At 59.5% G+C, this 21,540-nt stretch carries 18 protein-coding genes; 9 read left to right on the top strand and 9 right to left on the bottom strand.

Going from position 1 to position 21,540, the window contains the following annotated elements; all coding sequences use genetic code 11:
- Positions 1–234 (top strand): hypothetical protein (locus AB5Z05_RS10195; protein WP_368151362.1); only part of this gene is annotated, 234 nt, incomplete at its 5' end.
- 260 nt (positions 235–494) lie between these two features.
- Here AB5Z05_RS10195 and AB5Z05_RS10200 read toward each other — a convergent pair.
- Complete coding sequence (locus tag AB5Z05_RS10200) at positions 495–1,541, bottom strand: NAD(P)H-dependent flavin oxidoreductase (protein WP_368151364.1); 1,047 nt, start codon at positions 1,539–1,541, stop codon at positions 495–497.
- A 131-nt stretch (positions 1,542–1,672) separates the two neighbouring features.
- The gene (locus AB5Z05_RS10205; protein ID WP_019446191.1) at positions 1,673–2,314 is read right to left on the bottom strand and encodes a ribonuclease; all 642 of its coding nucleotides are present in this window, start codon (positions 2,312–2,314) and stop codon (positions 1,673–1,675) included.
- A gap of 203 nt (positions 2,315–2,517) precedes the next feature.
- Between AB5Z05_RS10205 and AB5Z05_RS10210 the strand changes: the two genes are divergently transcribed.
- Entirely contained in the window at positions 2,518–3,078 is a 561-nt protein-coding gene (locus tag AB5Z05_RS10210) for a carbonate dehydratase (protein ID WP_005343397.1), read from the top strand.
- Between the two features lie 182 nt (positions 3,079–3,260).
- Here the strand turns inward: AB5Z05_RS10210 and AB5Z05_RS10215 are convergent, their stop codons facing one another.
- Both AB5Z05_RS10215 and AB5Z05_RS10220 read right to left on the bottom strand, forming a co-directional pair.
- The gene (locus tag AB5Z05_RS10215) at positions 3,261–6,299 is read right to left on the bottom strand and encodes a cytochrome c peroxidase (protein WP_368151367.1); all 3,039 of its coding nucleotides are present in this window, start codon (positions 6,297–6,299) and stop codon (positions 3,261–3,263) included.
- A 191-nt stretch (positions 6,300–6,490) separates the two neighbouring features.
- Positions 6,491–7,399 (bottom strand): S-adenosyl-l-methionine hydroxide adenosyltransferase family protein, encoded by a 909-nt coding sequence (locus tag AB5Z05_RS10220; protein ID WP_043821596.1) that lies wholly within the window; start codon positions 7,397–7,399, stop codon positions 6,491–6,493.
- Between the two features lie 198 nt (positions 7,400–7,597).
- Between AB5Z05_RS10220 and AB5Z05_RS10225 the strand changes: the two genes are divergently transcribed.
- The 3 genes from AB5Z05_RS10225 (at position 7,598) to AB5Z05_RS10235 (ending at position 11,033) form a co-directional block, all read left to right on the top strand.
- Positions 7,598–8,062 (top strand): hypothetical protein, encoded by a 465-nt coding sequence (locus tag AB5Z05_RS10225; RefSeq protein ID WP_005362752.1) that lies wholly within the window; start codon positions 7,598–7,600, stop codon positions 8,060–8,062.
- A gap of 156 nt (positions 8,063–8,218) precedes the next feature.
- Positions 8,219–9,688 (top strand): GGDEF domain-containing protein, encoded by a 1,470-nt coding sequence (locus AB5Z05_RS10230; RefSeq protein WP_368151455.1) that lies wholly within the window; start codon positions 8,219–8,221, stop codon positions 9,686–9,688.
- A 97-nt stretch (positions 9,689–9,785) separates the two neighbouring features.
- Positions 9,786–11,033, top strand: a complete 1,248-nt coding sequence (locus AB5Z05_RS10235; RefSeq protein ID WP_368151369.1) for a DEAD/DEAH box helicase — start codon at positions 9,786–9,788, stop codon at positions 11,031–11,033.
- A 77-nt stretch (positions 11,034–11,110) separates the two neighbouring features.
- On the opposite strand, the gene AB5Z05_RS10240 is transcribed toward AB5Z05_RS10235, so the two are convergent.
- A complete protein-coding gene (locus AB5Z05_RS10240) occupies positions 11,111–12,382 on the bottom strand; it encodes a hypothetical protein (protein WP_368151371.1) in 1,272 nt (423 codons plus the stop codon).
- A 215-nt stretch (positions 12,383–12,597) separates the two neighbouring features.
- Entirely contained in the window at positions 12,598–13,362 is a 765-nt protein-coding gene (locus AB5Z05_RS10245; RefSeq protein WP_164536143.1) for a CphA family subclass B2 metallo-beta-lactamase, read from the bottom strand.
- 361 nt (positions 13,363–13,723) lie between these two features.
- Here AB5Z05_RS10245 and AB5Z05_RS10250 point away from each other — a divergent pair, with 361 nt between their 5' ends.
- The 3 genes from AB5Z05_RS10250 (at position 13,724) to AB5Z05_RS10260 (ending at position 16,450) form a co-directional block, all read left to right on the top strand.
- A complete protein-coding gene (locus AB5Z05_RS10250; protein ID WP_031227460.1) occupies positions 13,724–14,677 on the top strand; it encodes a DUF2971 domain-containing protein in 954 nt (317 codons plus the stop codon).
- Positions 14,678–14,974: 297 nt separating this feature from the next.
- Entirely contained in the window at positions 14,975–15,877 is a 903-nt protein-coding gene (locus tag AB5Z05_RS10255) for a hypothetical protein (RefSeq protein WP_139432251.1), read from the top strand.
- A gap of 108 nt (positions 15,878–15,985) precedes the next feature.
- Entirely contained in the window at positions 15,986–16,450 is a 465-nt protein-coding gene (locus AB5Z05_RS10260; RefSeq protein WP_368151373.1) for a CesT family type III secretion system chaperone, read from the top strand.
- Positions 16,451–16,546: 96 nt separating this feature from the next.
- Here AB5Z05_RS10260 and AB5Z05_RS10265 read toward each other — a convergent pair whose 3' ends face one another.
- Positions 16,547–18,250, bottom strand: coding sequence for an amidase (locus AB5Z05_RS10265; protein ID WP_368151375.1), 1,704 nt, complete (start codon positions 18,248–18,250; stop codon positions 16,547–16,549).
- 279 nt (positions 18,251–18,529) lie between these two features.
- Positions 18,530–19,627 carry an agmatine deiminase gene (gene aguA, locus AB5Z05_RS10270; protein WP_368151377.1) on the bottom strand — a complete coding sequence of 366 codons (1,098 nt, stop codon included), beginning with the start codon at positions 19,625–19,627 and terminating at the stop codon, positions 18,530–18,532.
- A gap of 155 nt (positions 19,628–19,782) precedes the next feature.
- Here aguA and AB5Z05_RS10275 point away from each other — a divergent pair, with 155 nt between their 5' ends.
- The gene (locus AB5Z05_RS10275) at positions 19,783–20,736 is read left to right on the top strand and encodes a LysR family transcriptional regulator (protein ID WP_368151379.1); all 954 of its coding nucleotides are present in this window, start codon (positions 19,783–19,785) and stop codon (positions 20,734–20,736) included.
- A gap of 58 nt (positions 20,737–20,794) precedes the next feature.
- Here AB5Z05_RS10275 and AB5Z05_RS10280 read toward each other — a convergent pair whose 3' ends face one another.
- Positions 20,795–21,361 (bottom strand): TetR/AcrR family transcriptional regulator, encoded by a 567-nt coding sequence (locus tag AB5Z05_RS10280; protein ID WP_279490274.1) that lies wholly within the window; start codon positions 21,359–21,361, stop codon positions 20,795–20,797.
- Between the last annotated feature and the right edge of the window lie 179 nt (positions 21,362–21,540).

Raw genomic sequence — 21,540 nt, forward strand, 5'->3', positions numbered from 1 at the left:
GTCACTTCACCAGACATTGAAAATCAAAAATTGTTTTTGATGTTCGATGCTGTGAGTGCCCACACAGATTGCTTGATTCAAATTGTTAAAGAGCGACGCAACAGTGTGTTGCTGCGGGAGTGGAATTCTACTCAACCGCCTTCTCGAGTCAAGCCTTATTTTCAAAGGCTTTTCGAGGTTACCGACTTGGCTTTCTGCGTTGCCGCTTGCCCTGTCGATGGAGGCGCATTATAGGGAACAGATTCTTTCTGGCAACCCCTTATCTGCAATAAAATTGCAAAAAAGTGCAATTTCTTGGTTATTCATATCAACACACAGCCTTTATACAGACTTATCCACATCCAAGTGTGGAGTGAGGACGTTTTACACCGGATAAATGCCTTACAAGGGTACTGGCCTGGCACTCATCCACCATTGCCGCACTGTCGCGTCTAACGCGCAGCGCCCTCGACATCTTATATATAAGAAGGCGTATGAGGCATATATAGAAGCGCTTATCCCAATCCAGCCTCTTTGACCCAGCACGCCATCAGCTCGCCAGCGGGAAGATCCCGGCAGCCCGATACATCCTGCCCAGCCCAGAGCGGAGAGAAGCCACTGTCCCCCGCCTTCTCGGCGGCGACGCGCAGCGGTGCCAGTGCGCCACTGGCATAGGGGAAGTGAGGGGCAAGATCCGAGAGCGGGCCCAGCTCTTTCATAAGACGGTTGACGATCCCGCGCGCCGGACGGCCACTAAACAGATTGGTCAGTGCCGTCTGCTGGCCCTCTGGTGAATGGATGGCGGCGCGATGCAACGCCGAGGTGGTCGCTTCATGGCAGCAGAGAAAGGCGGTGCCCATCTGCACGGCGCTCGCCCCCATTGCCAACGCGTTGGCGATCCCCTTGCCATCGACGATACCGCCAGCGGCAATCACCGGCAGATCGGTCACCACGAGGATCTGCGCCAGCAGGGTCAAGGTGCTCTGCTGCAAGGCGGGATCATCGGAGAGGAAATGACCGCGATGGCCGCCCGCCTCCAATCCCTGAGCGATGATGGCGTCGGCACCGTGCTGGGCAAGCCATACGGCCTCCGCCACCGTGGTGGCGCTGGCCAAGACCTTGGCCCCCGCAGCCTTCACTTGGACAAGCAACTCGGGCGCGGGCAGGCCGAAGTGAAAGCTGACCACCGCCGGTCTGAACTCAGCCACCATGGCGGCATGATCCTCATTGAAAGGTGCACGGCTTGGCGCCGTCGTAACAGCTGGGGGCTGTACGCCGAACTCGGCGTAGTAGGGAGCAAGGCGCTGCTGCCAGCGGGCCAGAGCAACGGGATCCGGTTCCCGTTGCCGGTGGCAGAAGAAGTTGATGTTAAATTGCCCAAGGCTGCTTTGGGAAAGACGCCCCAGTTCGCCGCGCAGCTCCGCTGGCGTGAGCATGGCGGCAGGCAAGGAGCCCAAGCCGCCCGCTCGGGTTACGGCCAGCGCCAGCTCGCTTCCCTGCACACCGGCCATCGGTGCCTGAATAATGGGATAACGCATCCCCAGCTCGGCAAACAGGCTCATCCGTTCACCCCGAGCAGCATTGCCCGCTCTTGCGGGCCAAACCGGTTGTTGCCATCCATCTGTCAGACTCCTTTCCGATAGCTGTGGTTAAATATCAGGCCCGCAAGGGGCCCGATGAAGAGAGTGGAGGCTTAACGCACGCTGCGCAGCAGGAAATCCGGCTGACCGCAGGAGCGGCGCTCGCGCTTTTGCATCTCGGCGGAGCAGGTGACCGCATCCGTCCCCTCTTTATTGACGCAGATGTAGATCTCCCGCAGGAAGCGGCCACCATCGGCGCAAGCCACCGTGATGTTGTCGGGGGCCAGCCACTCGTTGGCGCTCGCCAGATCGGCCTTGAGCTGGAAACTGGTTTTGCGCAGCGGCTCTTCCGGGGATTGATAAGCCGCCGGGATCTTCACCTTCTGGCGCAGATCGCTCGCCAGCTGATGGAAGGCCTGCTGGCTCAGGCCGGAGCAAGTGCCGTGCTTCTCCCACTCATGGCGATAGAGAAAACGGCTGGGGTAGAGGTCGGCAAACTCGCTCTCCATATCGGGATCGAGCCGTTCGCGGGTGCAGTTGCTGGGGTAACCGCGATCGTACTGAGGCCAAAGACCATGCAGCACAAACCCCAGCTTGCGGGAACACTGGTCCCGATCCGCCGGTTTGACGGCGCAGTGCTCGGGCGACCAGGAGAGCGCCATGGCGTAATAGTCAAACTCCCCCGCCTCCCCTTTGGCTTGCACGGCCGAGGAGAGCAACAAACCACCCGCCAACAGGGCAATCATCTTCTTCATCTTTATATATCCACCTTACGCGACTCTGGATGACAGCCATGCTCCCATATTCTGGCGGCGGGAAACAGCCATGCCGAGACGCCGCGCGACAAGGGTCAGACCAGTCAGGGGTTTCACAAGAGGGCGAGCAGGGGTAAGCTGACCGACCGGTAGGCTCCTCGTCCACCACCAGATAATCCCTCTTGGCAACCACAGGATGTAACATGATCCGCAAGAATCCCTCCGGCCATCTGCCTGTCATCGACGAATCCGCCTATATCGACAAGACCGCCATCATCTGCGGCAAGGTGATCATCAAAGAGAATGTCTTTGTCGGCCCCTATGCGGTGATCCGCGCCGACGAAGTGGATGCCAACGGCGAGATGGAACCCATCGTCATCGGCGCCAACTCCAACATCCAGGATGGCGTGGTGATCCACTCCAAATCCGGCGCCGCCGTCACTATCGGCGAGTACACCTCCATCGCCCACCGCTCCATCGTCCACGGGCCATGCGAAGTGGGAAACCGGGTCTTTATCGGCTTCAACAGCGTGCTGTTCAACTGCCATATCGGCGATGGTGCCGTGGTGCGTCACAACTCGGTGATCGATGGCTGCGATCTGCCGCCGGAGTTCTACGTCCCCTCCACCACCCGCATCAACCAGCAGAGCGATCTGACCCATATTCCGCGGGTTTCAGTGGATGCCGCCGAGTTCTCCGAGGACGTGGCCCATACCAATATCGATCTGGTCAAAGGGTACAAGGCGCTCTCCAACGAGTTCTGATCCCTCTATTTCCCGCGGGTTTCGGTCGATGCCGCCGAATTCTCCGAGGACGTAGCCCACACCAATATCGATCTGGTCAAAGGGTACAAGGCGCTCTCCAACGAGTTCTGATCCCTTTCTTTATTACTAGAGAACAAAACGGGCGCCGAGGCGCCCGTTTTTCATCTGACTATCTATGAAGGCTAGATGGCCCTGACGCAGGTGGCGGCATGGGCCTCATCCGCCAGATCCCACAGCGGATCACCAGTGCTCAGGTCGAGCAGCGGCAACTCACCATCGTCATTGGCAGTCGCATCGCTACTCCAGTAGCGGTTGTAGAGCGGCCACCCCTGCTGCTGAAGCAACTGATCCGTCGCGCCATCCTTGTTGTAAGCGGCAAACAACGCCTCCAGCTCGGCCCGGGTCGGCAGACGCCAGTCATCGTGACCGCGCGCCACCAGCTGCTGGCAGTAATCCCGCGCCCGCGCCTGCCCCATGGTCACATACTCCAGCGGGAAGGGATTGTAGTCACCATCGCTGTCACTGCTCACACCGTCATAGGAGATAGACAGACGCTCCGCCTCGTCCCTGGTCAACTGGCAGACAAAGGCCAGCTTGCCCGCCACCAGCTCGGGTTGACGACAGCCCCGGGCAAAATCGGGCTGGGCATCCACCACCTGCACCGTCACGGTCAACGTGTGACGAGCCGTGGTCGCCACCAATCGTGCCGTACCGACCGCCACACCACGCACCTCGCCCTGCGGACTCACGGTGGCGAACTCCGGCTGTTCGCTGCGCCACTCAACAGGCCCATCGAGCGGACCGAGAGAGCCATCGCTCAGTTGCCACTGCAGTTGCAGAGGAAGCGTCCGCCCCACTTCCAGCTGAGGCTGGGCAGGCAGCACGGCCAAGCCGGTGATCACCGCCCCCACCGGAGTCGGGTCATCCGCCTCACTCACCCCCAGCTCGGCAACCGTGGCCGGAGTGCGGCGCGGCTCGACCGAGGCGCTGCGCAAAAACTCGCCGATGGCATCGAGCTCGTCATTGCTGAGGCCAAGAGCATGCAGGTGATCGGAGGCTTTGGGGAAGAAGGGATCATATTGATCCGCACCGGTCGGGAAGCCGACCCCGCTGCTCCACTTGGTCACGCCAAAGTTGTACATGGCTACCACCCCCTGCACCGAGCCGCCGATACGTTGGGCCAGGATCGGGAAGATGCCGTTGTGCATATAGGGGCCGGTAAAGGCGACGTCCCGCAAGCTGGGGGTCTTGAAGCGACCGATGTCCGCCTTGTTGCGGGTCTGCAGGAAGCGCCCGCGATCTTCCAGCTTGCCACGACCGTAATAGGTGAGCCCCACACTCTCGAACCCGTGCTGACTCAGCAGCGGGCCGGAATGGCAGTTCATGCAGCGGCCATCGGTGCGGTAGAGGTGCATCCCCCACAGCGCCTTGTCACTGAGCGCCTGACTACCCCCTTTGACGAAGCGCTCAAAATCGCTGTCGCGGCTGATGATGGTGCGCTCGAAGGTGGCGATCGCCTTGGCGATCCGCTCCAGCGTGATCCCCTGATCGCCAAAGGCAGTGGCAAAAGCAGCCTGATAGTCGGGGCTGGCCTGCAAGCGAGCCATCAGCTCGTCATGACTCAGCGCCATTTCGATGGGGTTCTGGATCGGGTGAAGCGACTGCTCCTCCAGCGTGGCGACCCGCCCGTCCCAGAACTGGGTCGAGCTGAAGGCGCTGTTGAGGATGGAAGGAGCATTGCGATTCCCCTTCTGACCCAGATGACCTACCGACACGCTCAGGCCGTCGCTCCACCCCTTTTGCGGATCGTGGCAACTGGCACAGCTGATATCCCGCCCCTTGGAGAGCTGTTTGTCGAAAAAGAGCTGCTGACCCAGCACCACCTTGGCCCGGCTATAGGGGTTGTCGGCCGGGAAGGGAACCGCCGGCAGCGGCCCCAGCTCCTGCCATTCCACCCCTTCATCCACCCTGGCGGCAGGCCATTGAGCCGATGAACCGCTATATTGGGCGCGCAGGGCCGCCATGTCCGGCTTGCTGCTGTCGCGCACCACGGAGGGTCGTACCGGATAGGGTGCCAGCGCATACCAGAGCAGACTGCCTTCTCCCTCATCCAGCCAGGTTCGGGTCGCCAGTTGATAGAGACGGGGTTGACCCGCACCATCCTGCAGCCAGATCTGGGCGGGCAGGCCAACAGCAAAGGTATTGGGATAGCGCCATGCCGACTTGTCACTACTCAGCAATCTCTCGAACTCGGTGAGGGTCGGCAGGCGCCAGTCGCTGCGGCCGCAAGCGGTCAGCCCCGCAGCCAGTTGTGGCTGGCTGGCAATCTTCAACCCACTGGTGTCACTGCTATAAAGCCAGTACTGGCTACCCTTGACCCCGCTGACCGTGCGCACATCGTGCAGGCACTGCCAGGGGCCACGCACCACCAGCAGCCCCTGCTCATCGAGACGCAGCAGATCTGCCGTCTCCGGCTCGTCCGGCTGGCTGGGGTTGGCGGGATAGAGCTGGGTGCGGGCGGACTGGATCTGGGCACTGTTGCTGCGCTGATACCAGCTGCGCGCCTGCTTGTCATCGCGCAGGGCCAACAGCATCTGCCAGCTGTCGGCATAGTCGAGCACGGCGCCCGGCTGACGCTGGGCCAGCAGGAAGGCAGCGTAATCCTCAATGGCCGCCTGTTGCTGCACGCGGATCTCCTCTGCCCTGCCCCACTCGGCCTGACTGAGGGAACCATCTCCGCTCTGATCCGCCAGCAGGAAGAGCGCCGTCTCCTCCTCGTTCAATCCCAGCCGCGGCACGCTGTTGCGGCGCGCCAGCGTGATCCCGGCCGAGAGATCCGCCACCCGCACCGATACCGCACGCAGCAGATAGCCCTCGTCGCTACCGAGCAGCTCCAGCGGCTGATCCAGTTGCAGACCTGCTGGCAAGGTGATGCTGACAGGTTGGCCCGGTTCGATGGCCTGCTGCACGCGGATCCCGGTGGCGACCTGTCTCACCTCGAGCAGTGCCCCCGCCCCCAGCCGATCGGCCACATTGACCTCAATGGTCAGGGGAACCCGGGTATGAGTTTCCGGCGGCACTGTTGGCGGCGTGATGGGCGGTTCGGTCGGCTTGACGACCGGTGGGGTCACATCGGGTGAGGGGGTCACAGACGTATTGCTGTGATTGTCATTGCATGCGGTCAGAGCCAGCAGGCTGAGCAGTAAAAGGCTGGTTTTCATTCGGTATGGTTGGGTGGTCAGACAAGTGCGCGATTATCCAACCAAATACCAATCATTATCAATTGCATTCAATTAATATGCTTTTTGACAACAACTCCTTATCAGCAACGCCTTACCACCCGATGAGAGAGGGCAGCCTCTTTGGCTGCCCTCTCTTGCTTCAAACCCGCTTGTCGAAAGCCCGACAATCTTCAGGAGCACTTCTTCAGGCTGATATGCCAGTTGGCACCGGATTGCACCTGATGCTTGGCGGCAAAGCTGTCCATGTTCAGCGCCACCGACACCTGCAGCAGACTGTTGAGGTAGACCAGCGGCTGACCTTCCGGTACGTCACCGAAGCTGCTGACGTAAGGGGCCTTGCCGTCATATTTGACCACATCCCCTTCGCGGATCTTGATGCAGGCGTTATCCCCCTTGTTGATCCCCGCCTTGGTCAGCAGGGCATCGTCGATATTGGTCCAGACGTTGCCGTACTGCACATCGAGGATCGGGATGGTGCCCTTGAGGGTGCCATCCTTCTCTGCTACCGCAGGCTGATAGGGGATCTTCACCACCTCGGCGGGCAGCAGCGGGCCGACCTGCTCATAGCTGATAGCGCCGGAGGCGAGCCGTGCGCCGGTATAGGCGTACACATCGCGGCCATGGAAGGTGTAGGACTTCTCGGAGCCCTTGAGGCGGTTGAGTTTCTCGTCAATCTGGCGCACCGCCTCGATGCCGAAGTGCTCGGCCACCAGGGTCAGGGTGCCGTTGTCCGGGGTCACGATGTATTGGCCACTCTTGGTCTTGAGCACCACTGACTTGCGCTCGGTGCCGACACCCGGATCCACCACGCTGACAAACACTGTGCCCTTGGGCCAATACTGCAGGGTCTGGTAGAGGCGGTAGGAGGCTTCCCAAATGTTGTAAGCCGGGATCTCGTGGGTCAGGTCATAGAGCGGCAGGGTGCGATCCACCCCGAAGGCAACCCCCTTCATGGCCGACACGGCGCCATCTTTGAGGCCGAAATCGGTCTGGATCACCAGCGCTTCGTTGGCGGCGGCGATGCCGCTTGCCAGCATGAGGGCGAGCGCGATAGCACGGGGAGCGGTGCGAATATCCATATCTGAACTCCTGAATCATCTGAGGATAACGAAACGGCGATAGCCATTTAGACATCCAGACTGCCACCAATGGATTTTTTTGCAAGGGGTTTGCCACAAAGTGAGGGACGACTCGCAGAAATTGTGCTCGCCAAACGTCGATAGCGGGGGTATCAAAGGCAGAATGGGAAAACGTTTACAATACAGGAGCTCAGCACCATGACACAACCCGTACCGGAGATGATGACCCTGCTGCTGGAGATTGGTGAACAGAGCAGTCAGCTCTGGCTGAGCCAGCCAGATGCGGCCCCGTCACACTACCCGCTGGCCTTTGGCACCCACGCCATCCAGCCCGGACCGTTTCGCCACGCGCCGCCCACCCCGCTCGAACTGGAGCGGGCCATCATGGTGGTGGAAGATGAGCTGATGCGCATCGCCCCGCAGATCCCGCCCGGCTTGCAGCTGACCCTGCGCAGCCAACCCTCACTGGCCGAAGCGCTGGGGGACAACCAGCTCGACCGGGATCTGGTGGAGCAAGCCTTTGGCCAGCTGGCTGCCATGGCGGAAGGGGATCCCCTCGCCGCCAGCTTGCTGCCCCGCGACGAGCACTTTGCCGCCGTGCTGCTGATCGTCAGGGAGTGGCTGCACCATCTGGCCAGCGAGAGCGTGCTGATCGTGGAGTAGGGATAAATAAGTGGTGAGGGCTTCAGCTTCTGGCAAGGTTTGTCGGTGGATCCTGTCGGGATTTCATTCGCGTATACTTTGCCCGTATGGCGCCCGCGCCCCTATCGGTACTGCACCCAGACACCTATGACCTTATTTTCAGGTAATCCCCCAGCCTTGCGCTGGCCACCGGCGTTTGCTCGCCAGTTCATCGCCAAAGTGGCCGGATTGGCCCTGCTCGCCCTGACCGGGCTGGGCACTGTCTTCTACTACACCTATCTCACTATCCAGCACGACATGGATCTCATCACCGCCAGACAGAAGAACGTGTTCGAGGTCTTCTACCAACGGGCCAAGATCCTCAAGGTGGAGAACATCACCAGCTATCTGGCACAGCACCATCTGCTCGATCAGCCACCGCTCCCGAATAGCGTCGGCAGCGACTATCTCTATGGGTATGACCTCAAAAGCAAATACCGCTTTGCCGATATTCCGCTGCAATACCCAGCAGCCAATATCCTCAACACCTTCCGCTATGCCCTCTCCTATCCGGAGGTGATCAACATCTACACCATCTGGAATGACTACCGGCTGATCGGCATGGTGGCCGACAACAATGTGCTGCCCGCCAGACTGGCGCCGATCAAGGTGGATCTGATGACACTGCCCGCCTGGTATCACTACTTCGGTTGCGCCAGCTTTGCCCCCGGCCGCCCCTTGTGCAGCGCCGATGAGGCCTTTGTCTCCGATATCGAGATCGACAGCTTCAGCATGCGCAACACCATAGTGATGTACTTCCCCTTCATCCATCAGTCGGGGCGCGGCGGTTACAAATACGGACTGCTCGGTATCGATATCGCCGTCGATGAAGCATTTAACGATGTGCTGCGCCCCTTCGACACCATCAACCCGACCCGCACCAACATATCGTTTGAAGCCGCCGAGCCCTGCCGCCCGAGGCATCTCTGCCTGAGCAAACCCTTTATGCGCACCAAGGCGGGGGATGATCTCTATCTGAAGTGGTCCTACAGCTGGGTCGATTTCGTCAAGCTGGCCCTGCAAAGTGCGGCCTTCAAGGTCTATCTCATCGTGCTGTTGATGGGCATGGTGGCCTGGAAGCAGATCTACCTGCGGCTGCGCACCCTGGCGCACACCGACCACCTGACCCGGCTGCCACGCAGGGATGTGCTCTGCCAGAGTCTGCTCCATGAGCACGACTACCTGATGATCCTCGATATCGACAACTTCAAGTCGATCAACGACACCTATGGCCATGGCGTCGGTGATCTGGCACTGGTCGCCTTTGCCCGCCACCTCAGAAGCAATATCCGCAAGGTGGACAGCGCCATCCGTTGGGGCGGCGAGGAGTTTATCGTGCTGTTCAAGGGGATGGAGGATGACGAGATGATGATCCACTCCGCTGGCCGCCTGCTGGATCGGCCATTGGGGATCCCCGAGCTGCCCACCCCCATCACCTTCTCCGCCGGGGTGATCCGCATTCGTGACTACCTCACCGTCACCGAGGCGGTGCATCTCGCCGACGAGCTGCTCTACCACGTCAAACAGCACGGCAAGCACAACATCGCCTGCTACAAGGGCAAAAAGATCCGGCTGATCCGCCCGTTGCCGGACGACGCAGAGGCATAGCCGCCTTCTGCCGCGCCCCCTGCTTCTGTTACCATCGCGGCCACGATCACTCACTGCATCGTGGCCGCAGGCCGCGATAACCCCGACTGGTGCCCCTATGTCCACAGCCTCCTTTGCCGAACTGGCCCTCTCCCCCCGCTTGCAGCAGACCCTGACCGAGCTTGGCTATGCCGCACCGACCCCCATTCAGGCTCGCGCCATCCCCGTCATTCTGGCTGGGCGGGATCTGATGGCGGGGGCACAGACCGGCACCGGCAAGACCGCCGCCTTTGTGCTGCCGCTGCTGGAGCAGTTGCTACAACAGCCACAAGCAGAGCCCCGCCCGATCCGCGCGCTGGTGCTGGTGCCGACCCGCGAGCTGGCGGTGCAGGTTGCCGAGAGTGTCGCGCGCTACGGCCAGGGTACCGGTCTCACCAGCACACTGGTCTACGGCGGGGTGAGCATCGCGGCGCAGGTAGAGGCGCTTCAAGCCGGGGTGGATATCCTGATCGCCACCCCGGGCCGTCTGCTCGACCATCTGCGTCAAGGGGCCTTGAGCCTTGATAGCCTGCGCCATCTGGTGTTTGACGAGGCGGATCGCATGCTCGACATGGGCTTTATGGACGAGATCACCGCGCTGCTCAAACAGATCCCGGTGGATCGCCAGACCCTGCTCTTCTCCGCCACCTGCGACGACAACCTGTTTGCCCTCTGCAAGGTGCTGCTGCGCGACCCCGAGCTGATTGAAGTGGCGCCGCGCAACACCACGGCGGCCGAGGTGGAGCAGCGGGTCTACACGGTGGACAGCGATCGCAAGCTGGCACTGGTCGAACACATGCTGAAAGTGAAAGGGTGGGCACCGGCGCTGATCTTCAGCCGTACCCGTCAGGGGGCCGACAAACTGGCCCAGCAGCTTGGCAAGGCGGGCATCAATGCGCTGGCCTTCCACGGCGACCTGTCGCAAAGCGCGCGGGAGAAGGTGCTGCTGGAGTTTCGCGCCGGCACCCTGCAGGCGCTGGTCGCCACCGACGTGGCGGCCCGCGGCCTCGATATCACGGATCTCAACTACGTGATTAACCTCGAATTCCCATTTGTGGCAGAGGATTACGTCCACCGCATCGGTCGCACCGGTCGCGCTGGCAACAAGGGGCTCGCCATTACCCTGTTCAGCCCGGAAGATGCGCCGCTGCTGGAGAAGGTGGAAGCGGTGCTCGACACCCGTTTGCCCCAGCAGTGGTTCCCCGGCTTTGAGCCGGATCTGACCCGCTTCGAGCCCGAGCCGCGCCGCAACAGCAAGGCGGCCCAGAAACAGCGAGCCAGAAAGCAGGCCCTCGCTGGCAAGAAGGGTGGCAAGGGCAAGCGTTAAACCTCCCCTGCACCGCCAATAAAAAAACGCCCNGTTTTTTGTTATCTGACAGGGGCCAGCTCTTGGCGAGTGACCCCCTAGCGGGTCGCCAGCACCAGTGGCAGGGATCGCAAGATCTGCCGCTCTGCCAGAGTCGAGAGGATAAACATCACCATATAGCCGAGGCCCAGCGCCACGATAATCGCCACCACGTTGGCGGTGAATTCGGCCACCAGATAGTAGGCGGCGACCAGCGCCACTATGCCCGCCAGCCGGATCAACAAACTCCGGGTAAAGTGGCCGTGAGCCTTGATATAGGCGAGCTGATAGCCGTTGAGCATCATAAAGATAAAGAAGATGGAGAAGTGGAACAGCACAGGCACCGCCCCCACGTAGTCGGCGGGGAAGAACAGCAGCACCAGCGGCTTGCCCGCCAGCAGCATCAAGCCAAAGAAGGCCAGACTGACGATGGCGGAGAGGCGGAAGATCCAGCGCCGGATCATCCTTATCTGGCGGTGATCGCCATTGCGCAGATTGACCGCCAGCTCAGGCAGCACAAAGCGGTAGATGGGGAAGACAAACAAGGTGGTCATATAGGTGAAGATGGGGCGCACCACCACCTGGAAATCCCCCAGCTCGTCGATGCTGAAGTGGCGGATGGTGAGCAACACAGTGATGTAGATCATCAGGATACTGGCCCCCGCCTCCAGCGAGGCGGTAAAGCTCTTCTTCACATAGCTCACCATCTCGGGGCCGAGCGCCACCTTGGCCAGCGGCTTGGTGGCGATAGCCCGGCGCCGCGAAACATACATATAACCGGCGATGGCGAGCGACGAGAAGGTCAGCCCGTAGAAGAGCGAAGCGAGCGCATCCATCCCCAGCCAGAAATAGCAGGCCATAAACAACAGGCCGTTGGCCAGCGGCTCCAGCCAGGTGACCCGGTTGGAGAGCGCATACATCCGGTACATGGCCACCAGATTGGTGAAGTAGACCTTGAGCCCCAGCCCGAAGATGACCCCCACCAGTTGCAGATACTCCACCCGGATATGGAGCCCGTGCTTGATATAGGGGATCACAGCACCCCAGGTGAGCAGCACGATGCCGATGAGGAAGTAGCGGAAGATATTGATGATGTCCCGATCGTTCTTGGTCTGGGAGTAGCTCACCACCATGGAGGAGCGAAAACCTGTCATCAGGATAAAAGAGAGGGAGATCAAATCCACCACGCTATTGAACAGCGCCAGCTCTCCCTTGGCGACCCACTGCGCCAGCCACACCTTGAAGGCGAAGCCGATAACGATGCTGACCAGCGAGGCCCACATCCCGGTGATAAAGGCCTGCTTGAGGCGCGCGAGAGAGGCGTATTGCATAACGAAAATGGATAACTTTCAGGGAAAAGAGAGAGGGCCATCTTATGAAAGCCTCCCTCCCTTGAACAGCGTTAATGCCACGCACTCACAGCCACCAAAAAAACCGCAAACGCAAAAGGCCCGCTTATTTCCTGAAAGCGGGCGTTTTGTGGTGTGCCGTTATGGCTGCTGATTGCAGCAATGGCAAGGCTTGCTACCAGTCTGTCGCGCAGCCGTTATGACTGCGGCGCCGCCTTGATCAGCTCCTCGTAGTGATCAATCAGCTCGGGGCCGTGCAGCGGCGAGTCGTGACCGCCAATCACCGTCTTGATCGGCAACTTCATCGCTTTCAGTCGCTCGATGGTCTGCGGATAGGCCTTCACATTGGCAAAGCTCAGGTTACCCAGCTTCTCCTTGAGGATGCAGTTGCCATAGAGCACCTGCTCGTCGGGGAAGTAGACAAAGATGCCGTCCGGCGTGTGGGCCGGGCCCGCGTAGAAGGCGCGCACCTTGCCCTCTTGCAGGGTGAAGTCGCCATCGTGCACCACGTTTGGCAGCACCAGCGGCAGATCCGGATACTCCGGCAGCCCCTTGCGGGTAAAGGCGACAATCTCGGCCCAGTCGCTCTTCATCAGATCCCGGGTCTGGCGGGTCGCCACCACCTTTGCCCCGATGGACTTCCAGTAGGCGTTACCGCCCGCCCGATCGGTGTGGTAGTTGGTGTTGATCACCTCCAGCACCGGCTTGCTGCTGACCCGTTTGATCAGCTTGTGCAGCTCGCGGGCAGTATCCGGCGTCCAGGTCGCCCCCACTACCGTCACCCCCTTGGCCCCGAAATAGACCATGGAGTTCTCTTTGACGTAGTAGTTGTCCTCCACCACATAGACAGGGCCACTTACCTGCTTGAGGGAGATCCCCGCCGCCCGCACGCTGCCACCCCAGAAACTCGCCATCAGCACCACAGCCCCGGCCAATCCACACTTCATCCAACCTTTCATCATCTTGCTCCCTCGAACCAACCGCCCCCTCGCCACCCCTGTGGCAAGCCGGGCCTTTTAAGCAGTGGGCAGAAGATACGGGGGATTTGTGAGGGGAAAATGAGGCTGTGTGAAGAGAAGGTGAAGTCAGGGGGAAGTCAGGGGGAAGTCAGGGGGAAGTCAGGGGAACGTACGGAAAAATCGGCAACGACCTCCTTTTCGCGAACATCCGAATACGCTGCGCTATTCGAACTCATGGCACTAACTGTGAAGACAATCATGCAAACTAAACAATGCTCAATCTATCCCGACAATAGATTAGAAAACAAATATGAAATCATATTATGATACATGAAATTACTCACTAAAACGTGTAGGCACGGTAATGAAGAAAGAGATTTTCTACAAATACAGGGCAATGAATACTAACCTAATAGAATCTCTTTGTTGGGATAAAATATTTTATGCATCACCCGCAACCTTTAATGACCCACTTGACTGCAAAATGTTCTCCATTGAGAATAACTCTTCAATTGAAGAGCTAAGAAAGATATATGCTAGGCTAAAGTTTCCTAGAACACTTAAAAATGCAGAAAAGAACATTAGAGGTAAAGACATTGAAGGAAAAATAAAACCCTTACTAGAAGAAATGGCAAAATCTATAGTAATAGATGACTTAAATAGAATGAGTTATAACTCAACCGATCCAGAGTATACCTGTACACCGGAGGATGCTGAAACTGGAATATTAACTTCAAATATACTTTCGGAGTTAAGGGAGCATTATAGTAGAGGTGTTTTCTGTTTTTCGAAAGATGGGAAAAATATGCTAATGTGGAGCCATTATGGTGATGAGCATAAAGGTATCTGTATTGGATATAGCAATAATAGAAAGCCTATTCCTGATATCAAGCCTGTGATATATGGCAAGCATGGCGTGATAAAAACATCATCACTTTACAATGCCTTTGTTAAAAATGATAAAGATGAACAAGCCATCATAGAAAATGAAATTCTCTTAAAGAAAAGCAGAACGTGGAAATATGAAAAAGAATACAGACTGATAAGTAACATTGGTCTTCAAGACTCTCCCCTAATGTTAGAGGAAATCACGTTTGGTCTCCGATGCCCAGCTGAAATAAGGCATACGATTATCAAAATGATGGAAGGTCGACAACCAAGTATAAAGTACTATGAAATGGTATTAACAAACAAAAATGCAAACCTGATTAAACAACCTTACAACGAAAATTGCGAGTGGAGCGTCCACTTACCCAAGGTAGCATATTCAGGCGTGGAAATTTTTGGTGAACATAAGATGGAAATGCCGAACCAATAACATATTTAAATAAAAACCATCCGAATAATGGGTGGTTTTTTCATTATCTCAGAATGAACCCGAGATATTTAACTCACAACAATCAAACCAACGGTGGCGTCCGTGGCAGCACCATTCGCTTGCTGCTATTGGACTCAAAGCCGAGGCGACACAACGAGCTACCCCCTCCTCACATACGCCAGCACAGGCCAACTCCAAACTAAAATAGTGCAACCATGGCTAATAAACGGCGTTTTCACTGACGGGTATGATGCAGGCCAGATGTATCGCTTGTTAGTGAGATAAGGAACCAAGGTCATGGCTATTCATGGAGCTACCCCGGTGATGTTGAAGGCTATCGACAGCCTGCAGCTCGCCAGCGTCAATCCCGGCAGCAATCAGAAGCTTGCCCTTCATCTGGGTGAAGGCAAGGAGTACACCATTCATATCGGCAAGAGTGGGGATGTCTCCGTACAACGGGACCTGGCCCATTTAAGCACGCTGGGCCGCATCAAAAATGCGGTGATCGATTTCTTTAGCCGCGCCGCCACCAAGGGGGAGAGTGCACTCACCACCCGGGCCACTCAAATTCAGTCCGAGGTGCAGCGGCAGCTGACCGAACTTGGCCAAGCCAAGAAGATTGTGCAGCAAGCCTTTAATCAGCCCGTCAGCGAGTTCAAGAACGAGGCCCAATATCTGAAGCCGGGTAGCGACCCCAAGACAGCGACCATGGCCGATATCACAGATGCCAACAAGAAGCGCCTCGGTCTGGAGACGCTGGATAAGGACTCACTAAGCTTTGTGCAGCAGCACTTCTCCAGCTTTATCAACGGCAAAGATGCCATCTTCAGCATGCTGAGCAGTCGGGTGATCGAGCGGACGATCGCCCTGCACGAGTCACTCTCGGGTGAGGCACTCAGTTCGGCGTTGAATACGCTGGGCCATGAATCGGAGGCGTTCAACGCCAAGGTCAATGCCGAGTTCAATCGCAGCTTCGTCCAGCTGTTTGAGCAAAGAGCCAACGCCGAGCTGGACGCCCTGACCGAGGCAAACACCCGCGCCAACGAAACCTCACCGCTGGTCGAAGAGCACACTGGCTCATCGGACGGGGAGAACGTCGCCGCCAAGATGAAGAAAAGCGTGCGCTTTAACGACAATCCGGTGAGCGATGTCCGGATGTTCGAGCTGGAAGAGGGCCGAGCACTCAATATCAAGGTGTAACCCTTGCCATAAATATGGATGACGGCCCAGCCCGCTCGGTGGCGGGCCGTCTCTTTGTGATCTTACCCTGCCCCTTCGAAGACGACCGGGCAACCGGACTGGAGTGTTGTGTTGGATATCTATCAGAAAATCGTGGCCGAGCTGTCGGTCGAACCGCTGGCCTTCGATGAAAACGGCGTCTGCACGTTCGAGATCCAGCGAACAGCAGAGGAAGCGAGCGCCCCCTTTGTGGTCAATATCGTGGCTCAGCCCGACGAAATGGCGCTGGTGCTCTCGGTGACCACAGCGAGCGATCTTCCCGAGCGCCTGTCGCGCGAATTGTTCCTGCGCTTTGGCGAGCATGCCCTCGCCCCCTTGCGCCATGGCTACGGGGTCGGCATCTATCCGGGCACCGAGCGGGTATCGTTTTTCTCCCAACTCGCGTTGGGGAACTATCGTCCGCAGCAGATCAGGGAGCGCCTCGCCGATCTGCTGGAGAAGGCCCACGAGTGGGAGGCCAGCTTGTCCCAATATGAGCAGACCCCGCCTGTGACAAAAAGCGAGATGGGCGCGAGCCAGAACATCCGGGTGTGATGGCCAAAGCCAGAATATGGACGAAAAAAGAGGGAGGCATAATGCCTCCCTCTCTCTTTGTGCCTGATCTAACAACTATCAGGCCAGCGGCGACGCTCAAGCCAACGGCGGCGTCCGTGGCGGCACCATCCGCTTGCTGCCGGTGGACTCGAAGGCCGAGGCAAAGCGCAGCAGGTTGTTGTCGTCATAGGCGCGACCGGCGAAGGTCAGGCCCACCGGCATACCGATATCAGCCATGATGCCCATGGGGACGGTGACGGTCGGCACGCCGAGGTGGCGAATGGCGAGGTTGCCGTTGGCAACCCAGATGCCGTTGCTCCAGGCGATATCGGCAGAGGCCGGATTCACATCCGCATCAGCCGGGGCGACGTCAGCGACGGTCGGGAACAGCACGGCGTCGAGCTTGAGCCCGTCCATCCAGTCCTCCAGATCCAGCTTGCGGGTCTTCTCCAGACCGCGCAGGCCGTCCGGCACTGTGGCTATCTCGTCCCAGGATTTCAGGCCGCGCTTGGCCATATTGACGTACTCGTCCATGCCCGCCGCCAGATCGCCCTCGCGGTTCGGCAGGGTGCCCGGGTCGTGGGGGAAGATCTTCGGCCCATCGACATCAGCCAGCTTGTTGAGCTTGGGATCGCCGTTGGCGCGCAGGAAGTCGTCGAACGCCCAGCCGGAGAGCTCCCACAACTCATCGTTGAGAAACTCCGGGCTCACGATGCCGCGATTGAACACGGTCGGCGCACCGGGTCGATCCCCTTCGCAGTTGGAGACCAGCGGGAAGTCCACTTCGATGACCTCGGCGCCAGCGGCTTCCAGCGCCTGACGAGCCTGCTCCCACAGCGCAATCACGGTCTCGCGGGTATGGATGCGCTGACCGGTCGGGCCGCCGATACCGGGGTTTTCGCTGGTGCCGGCCAGTTCATCCTTGTTGATAAACATGCGCGGCACGCCGAGGCGCTTGCCCTTGAGGGCATCGGCCTTGGCAGCCAGATCCAGATAGGAAGCCGGACGCACCTCGGAGGCCTTGGGCAGTTGCACCCAGGGCTGCATGCGCCACAGATCGCCACGGGTGTCGGCATCGTCAGCCACCACCACATCCAGCACTTCCAGCAGATCGTTCATGGTGCGGGCATAGGGCACCACCACATCCATGGTCGGAGTCAGCGGCCAGTTGCCGCGCACCGAGATGACGCCACGGGACGGGGTGTAGGCACAGAGGCCGTTGTTGGAGGCCGGGCCACGGCCGCTCGACCAGGTCTCTTCGGCCAGACCGAAGGCGGAGAAGCTGGCGGCGGTGGCGGTACCGGCGCCGTTGGAGGAGCCGGAGGCAAACGGCGCGGTCAGGTAGTCGGCGTTGTAGGGGCTCTCGGCACGGCCATAGACGCCGCGCTGCATGCCGCCATTGGCCATCGGCGGCATATTGGTTTTGCCAAGGCAGATGGCACCGGCGGCGCGCAGGCGCTCAACGGTAAAGGCATCGCGCTGGGCCACCAGATCCTTGAAGGCCGGGCTGCCGGAGGCGGCGGTCAGCCCCTTGACCAGATAGCTGTCTTTGGCGGTGTAGGGGATGCCGTCGAGCGGGCTCAGGGTTTCACCACGGGCACGGCGGGCATCGGAAGCCTCGGCCTCTTTCAGTGCATCGGGATTGGCGACCACCACGGCGTTGAGTTTGGTGGCAGTCTCGGGGCCGTTGTAGGCCTCGATACGGGCCAGATAGGCCTTGACCAGTTCGACCGCTGTGGTGCGGCCTGATTCGAGCGCGGCACGCAGCTCGGCAATGGAAACCTCGGTCACTTCGATCATGGGGATCTCCTGTAAAAGGGTGACTGTTTGTCATGATGATCGCCGCATCGACGCATACGACCATCACACTATCAAGGGATAAAACCCCACGGCGTGGGGTTTTGAATACCAACCTCAGCTGGCGTAAGCCGGTTTACGACCCGTCGCGAGAGGCCGTCAGCAAGGTGAAGAGCAGCGCAGGAACCGGAGTGTATGTGAATACATGAGCCGTTTGTTCCACATAAGCGAGCAGCACATGAGCCTTGATCACGGCTTCGCAGCAGGATCGTCATCCGGTTCTTATTTGCCGGAGGGGATCTGCTGGGTAATGCAGTGAATATTGCCACCGCCCAGCAGGATCTCGCGGGCCGGTACGCCGATCACGGTGTGATCCGGGAAGATCTCTTCCAGAATGCGCTGGGCTTCGCCATCGGTGGCGGCATCCAGCAGCGGATAGACGATGCGATCGTTGGTGATGAGGAAGTTCACATAGGAACCGGCCAGACGGCCTTCTGCCTCGCGCGGCACACCGGTACCGCTCTCGACACCGGCAGACTCCTCTTCAGTGCAGAACAGCGGGCCCGGCTGGGGCAGCTTCCACACTTTCAGCTTGCGACCCTTGGCATCGACCGCTGCTTCCAGCACCTTGAGGGCGGCCACGGAGCGGGCGTACTGGGGATCGTTCTGATCGTCAGTCCAGTGCAGGGCCACTTCACCCGGACGCACGAAGCAGCACATGTTGTCGATGTGGCCATCGGTTTCGTCCATGTAGACGCCTTCGTCCAGCCAGATAAAGCTGGTGACGCCCAGATAGTCACGCAGGTGAGCTTCGATCTGCTCTTTGGTCAGGTGCGGGTTGCGGTTTTCGTTGAGCAGGCACTCGGCGGTGGTCAGGCAGGTGCCTTCGCCATCGACGTGGATGGAGCCCCCTTCCAGAATGAGCGGCGCATCGTAGCGAGCCATCTCGTGTTGGGTCAGCATCTGGGCTGCCACTTCCTCATCCTGATTCCACGGGTAGTAGAGACCGCCCTTGTGACCACCCCAGGCGTTGAAGCCCCAATCCACGCCACGGCACTCGCCGGCAGCGTTGGTAACGATGGTGGGGCCGGTATCGCGGGCCCAGCAATCATCGCTGTTCATTTCAACCAGAGTGACGTGGGCGGGCATGATGGCGCGGGCCTGCTCCATAAACTGGGCCGGTACACCCATAAAGACCGGAGTCGCACCACCGATGGCATCGGCCACCTTGGCGAAGGTCTCTTGCGCGAAGCGACCGGCTACGCGCCAGTTGTCCGGGCGAAACGGCCAGATCATCCAGACGGCCTGCTGGTGCGCCCACTCGGCGGGCATGGTGAAGCCGTCGGCGGCCGGCGTGGAGTTAATGGTCTTGATGCTCATCGCAAGGCTCCTTGCATGGATTGAGGCCCCCGTTTACGCCAGATGCGGCGCGGGAACCCGGAAAAATAACAGTGGGTCGCAGATTAAGACGTTGCGCCCCCATCCATCAAATGAATAGGATGGATTGTCCCATAAACACGGCGAATAATCCCCCCATGAAACTGCACCAGCTCGACCTCAATCTGCTGCTCGCTTTTGACGCCCTGATGACGCAAGGGAGCGTTACCCGCGCCGCCGAGGCGCTCTTTATCAGCCAGCCTGCCATGAGCCACTCCCTAAACCGGCTGCGCACCTTTCTCGGCGACCCACTTTTGGTGCGCACCCCGCAAGGGATGCTGCCGACCCCGCGCGCCCAGCGGCTGCACCTCGGGGTGCAGCAGGCGCTGCGGCTGCTGGAGCAGCAGCTCACCGAGGAAGAAGAGTTCGAACCGAGCCAGTCGAAGCGGCGCTTCGTGCTCTGCACCACAGATTACGTGGAGTGCGTGCTGATCCCGCCGCTTATTCAGCTGCTCAGACGGCTGGCGCCGGGGGTCACCATCGAGATCCGCATCCTGCGCGACACCCTGCCCGAAGCCGAGCTGGCGAGCGGCGAGATCGATCTGGTGCTGGGCTTTGACGAGTACATGCAGGTGCCGGGGTATCTCGGCAAGGAGACCTGGCTCACCGAGCCGCTGGCCGGGCTGGTGCGCGCCGATCTGCCGATTGCCAAATCGGCCCCCGCCGGCGCCGAGGATGATCCCTCCCGATGGCAGGAGCGCATCACCCTGCAGCAGCTCATCGCCATGCCCCATGTGTTCCACTCGCCGCTGGGCACCTCGGAGGCGAGCCTCGACCGCTATCTGAAGAGTCAGGGCTTTAGCCGCACCATCTCGGTCAACAGCCAGAGTTATATGTCCGCCGCAGCCATCGTCAGTCAGAGCGATCACCTGCTGGTGCTGCCCAGCATGGTGGCCGAGCTGCTCGCCACCCACTGGCCGCTGAAAAGCCTGCCGCTGCCCGAGGATGTGCCAGATTATCACCTCAACTGCGTCTGGCATCCCGTGCATGCCCAGCAACCCGCACTGGTATGGCTGAAAGATTTGATGAAAGAGCTGGTGGGGCCGAGGTAACCCTCCCGCAAACAACAGTGGCTCCCGAGGGAGCCACTGTTGTTTCTGCGGTATCGCGTTACGCCCGCAGGGCCCGCATCAGCTGGGCGACTACGTCGTCGAGCAGGGGGCGATCGGGGCGGCACTGGGCGAAGGTGACCAACCCTTGCAGGTTGATCAGCAGCAGGGAGGTGAGGGTGTGGATATTGCTATCTGGGGCCAGTTCACCCTTGGCCTGCGCCTGCGTCAGCAACTCGGCCAGATCCTGCTCCAGCTCGCCATAGATCCCCTTGACCCGCTGGGTCAGCTCCTCATCCTGCTCGCTCAGCTCCATCATGGTGCGAGTCACCAAACAGGAGCCGCAGAGCGCCTCCCCCACAATCCGGTCGAGATAGGCCGCAAGGCCCGCCAACGGGCTCGGGTTGTCGAGCAGGGAGCGGCGCAGGGTGCGTTTGCCCTCGACATAGTGATCCACCGCCGCCAGCAGCAGGCCGCGCTTGTTGCCAAAGGCGCCATAAATGCTGCCCGGGTGCAGGCCGGTGGCAGCCACCAGCTCCTGCATGGTGGTCTTGGCATATCCCTTGGCGCGAAACGCTTCCATGGCATTTCGCAGTACCTCGTCCCGATCAAACTCGGCTATGCGCATGGTTCCTCCCGTGGGAAATGGTTCACCGGCAAGGGGCAACAGGGCCCGCCGATAAAGAGTGGCTGGAAAGGGCGGCAAGTTTACCCCAGCCGCCCGCTCGGGCCAACCTTCTTGAACGCGCATTCAAAAAAAGCTTGCGCCTGACGCAAAAAACGTCTTGAATGCACGTTCAAGAATAA

Source organism: Aeromonas sp. R2-4 (genome assembly GCF_040908365.1).
GTDB classification, from domain to species: Bacteria; Pseudomonadota; Gammaproteobacteria; order Enterobacterales; family Aeromonadaceae; genus Aeromonas; species Aeromonas veronii.

Bases quoted from the DNA above. Each gene is read 5' to 3' on its own strand.
- AB5Z05_RS10200 (WP_368151364.1), bottom strand. From the start codon at position 1,541: ATGAGCCTGTTTGCCGAGCTGGGGATGCGTTATCCCATTATTCAGGCA.
- AB5Z05_RS10205 (WP_019446191.1), bottom strand. From the start codon at position 2,314: ATGAAGAAGATGATTGCCCTGTTGGCGGGTGGTTTGTTGCTCTCCTCG.
- AB5Z05_RS10210 (WP_005343397.1), top strand. From the start codon at position 2,518: ATGATCCGCAAGAATCCCTCCGGCCATCTGCCTGTCATCGACGAATCC.
- AB5Z05_RS10215 (WP_368151367.1), bottom strand. From the start codon at position 6,299: ATGAAAACCAGCCTTTTACTGCTCAGCCTGCTGGCTCTGACCGCATGC.
- AB5Z05_RS10220 (WP_043821596.1), bottom strand. From the start codon at position 7,399: ATGGATATTCGCACCGCTCCCCGTGCTATCGCGCTCGCCCTCATGCTG.
- AB5Z05_RS10225 (WP_005362752.1), top strand. From the start codon at position 7,598: ATGACACAACCCGTACCGGAGATGATGACCCTGCTGCTGGAGATTGGT.
- AB5Z05_RS10235 (WP_368151369.1), top strand. From the start codon at position 9,786: ATGTCCACAGCCTCCTTTGCCGAACTGGCCCTCTCCCCCCGCTTGCAG.
- AB5Z05_RS10240 (WP_368151371.1), bottom strand. From the start codon at position 12,382: ATGCAATACGCCTCTCTCGCGCGCCTCAAGCAGGCCTTTATCACCGGG.
- AB5Z05_RS10245 (WP_164536143.1), bottom strand. From the start codon at position 13,362: ATGATGAAAGGTTGGATGAAGTGTGGATTGGCCGGGGCTGTGGTGCTG.
- AB5Z05_RS10250 (WP_031227460.1), top strand. From the start codon at position 13,724: ATGAAGAAAGAGATTTTCTACAAATACAGGGCAATGAATACTAACCTA.
- AB5Z05_RS10255 (WP_139432251.1), top strand. From the start codon at position 14,975: ATGGCTATTCATGGAGCTACCCCGGTGATGTTGAAGGCTATCGACAGC.
- AB5Z05_RS10265 (WP_368151375.1), bottom strand. From the start codon at position 18,250: ATGATCGAAGTGACCGAGGTTTCCATTGCCGAGCTGCGTGCCGCGCTC.
- aguA (WP_368151377.1), bottom strand. From the start codon at position 19,627: ATGAGCATCAAGACCATTAACTCCACGCCGGCCGCCGACGGCTTCACC.
- AB5Z05_RS10275 (WP_368151379.1), top strand. From the start codon at position 19,783: ATGAAACTGCACCAGCTCGACCTCAATCTGCTGCTCGCTTTTGACGCC.
- AB5Z05_RS10280 (WP_279490274.1), bottom strand. From the start codon at position 21,361: ATGCGCATAGCCGAGTTTGATCGGGACGAGGTACTGCGAAATGCCATG.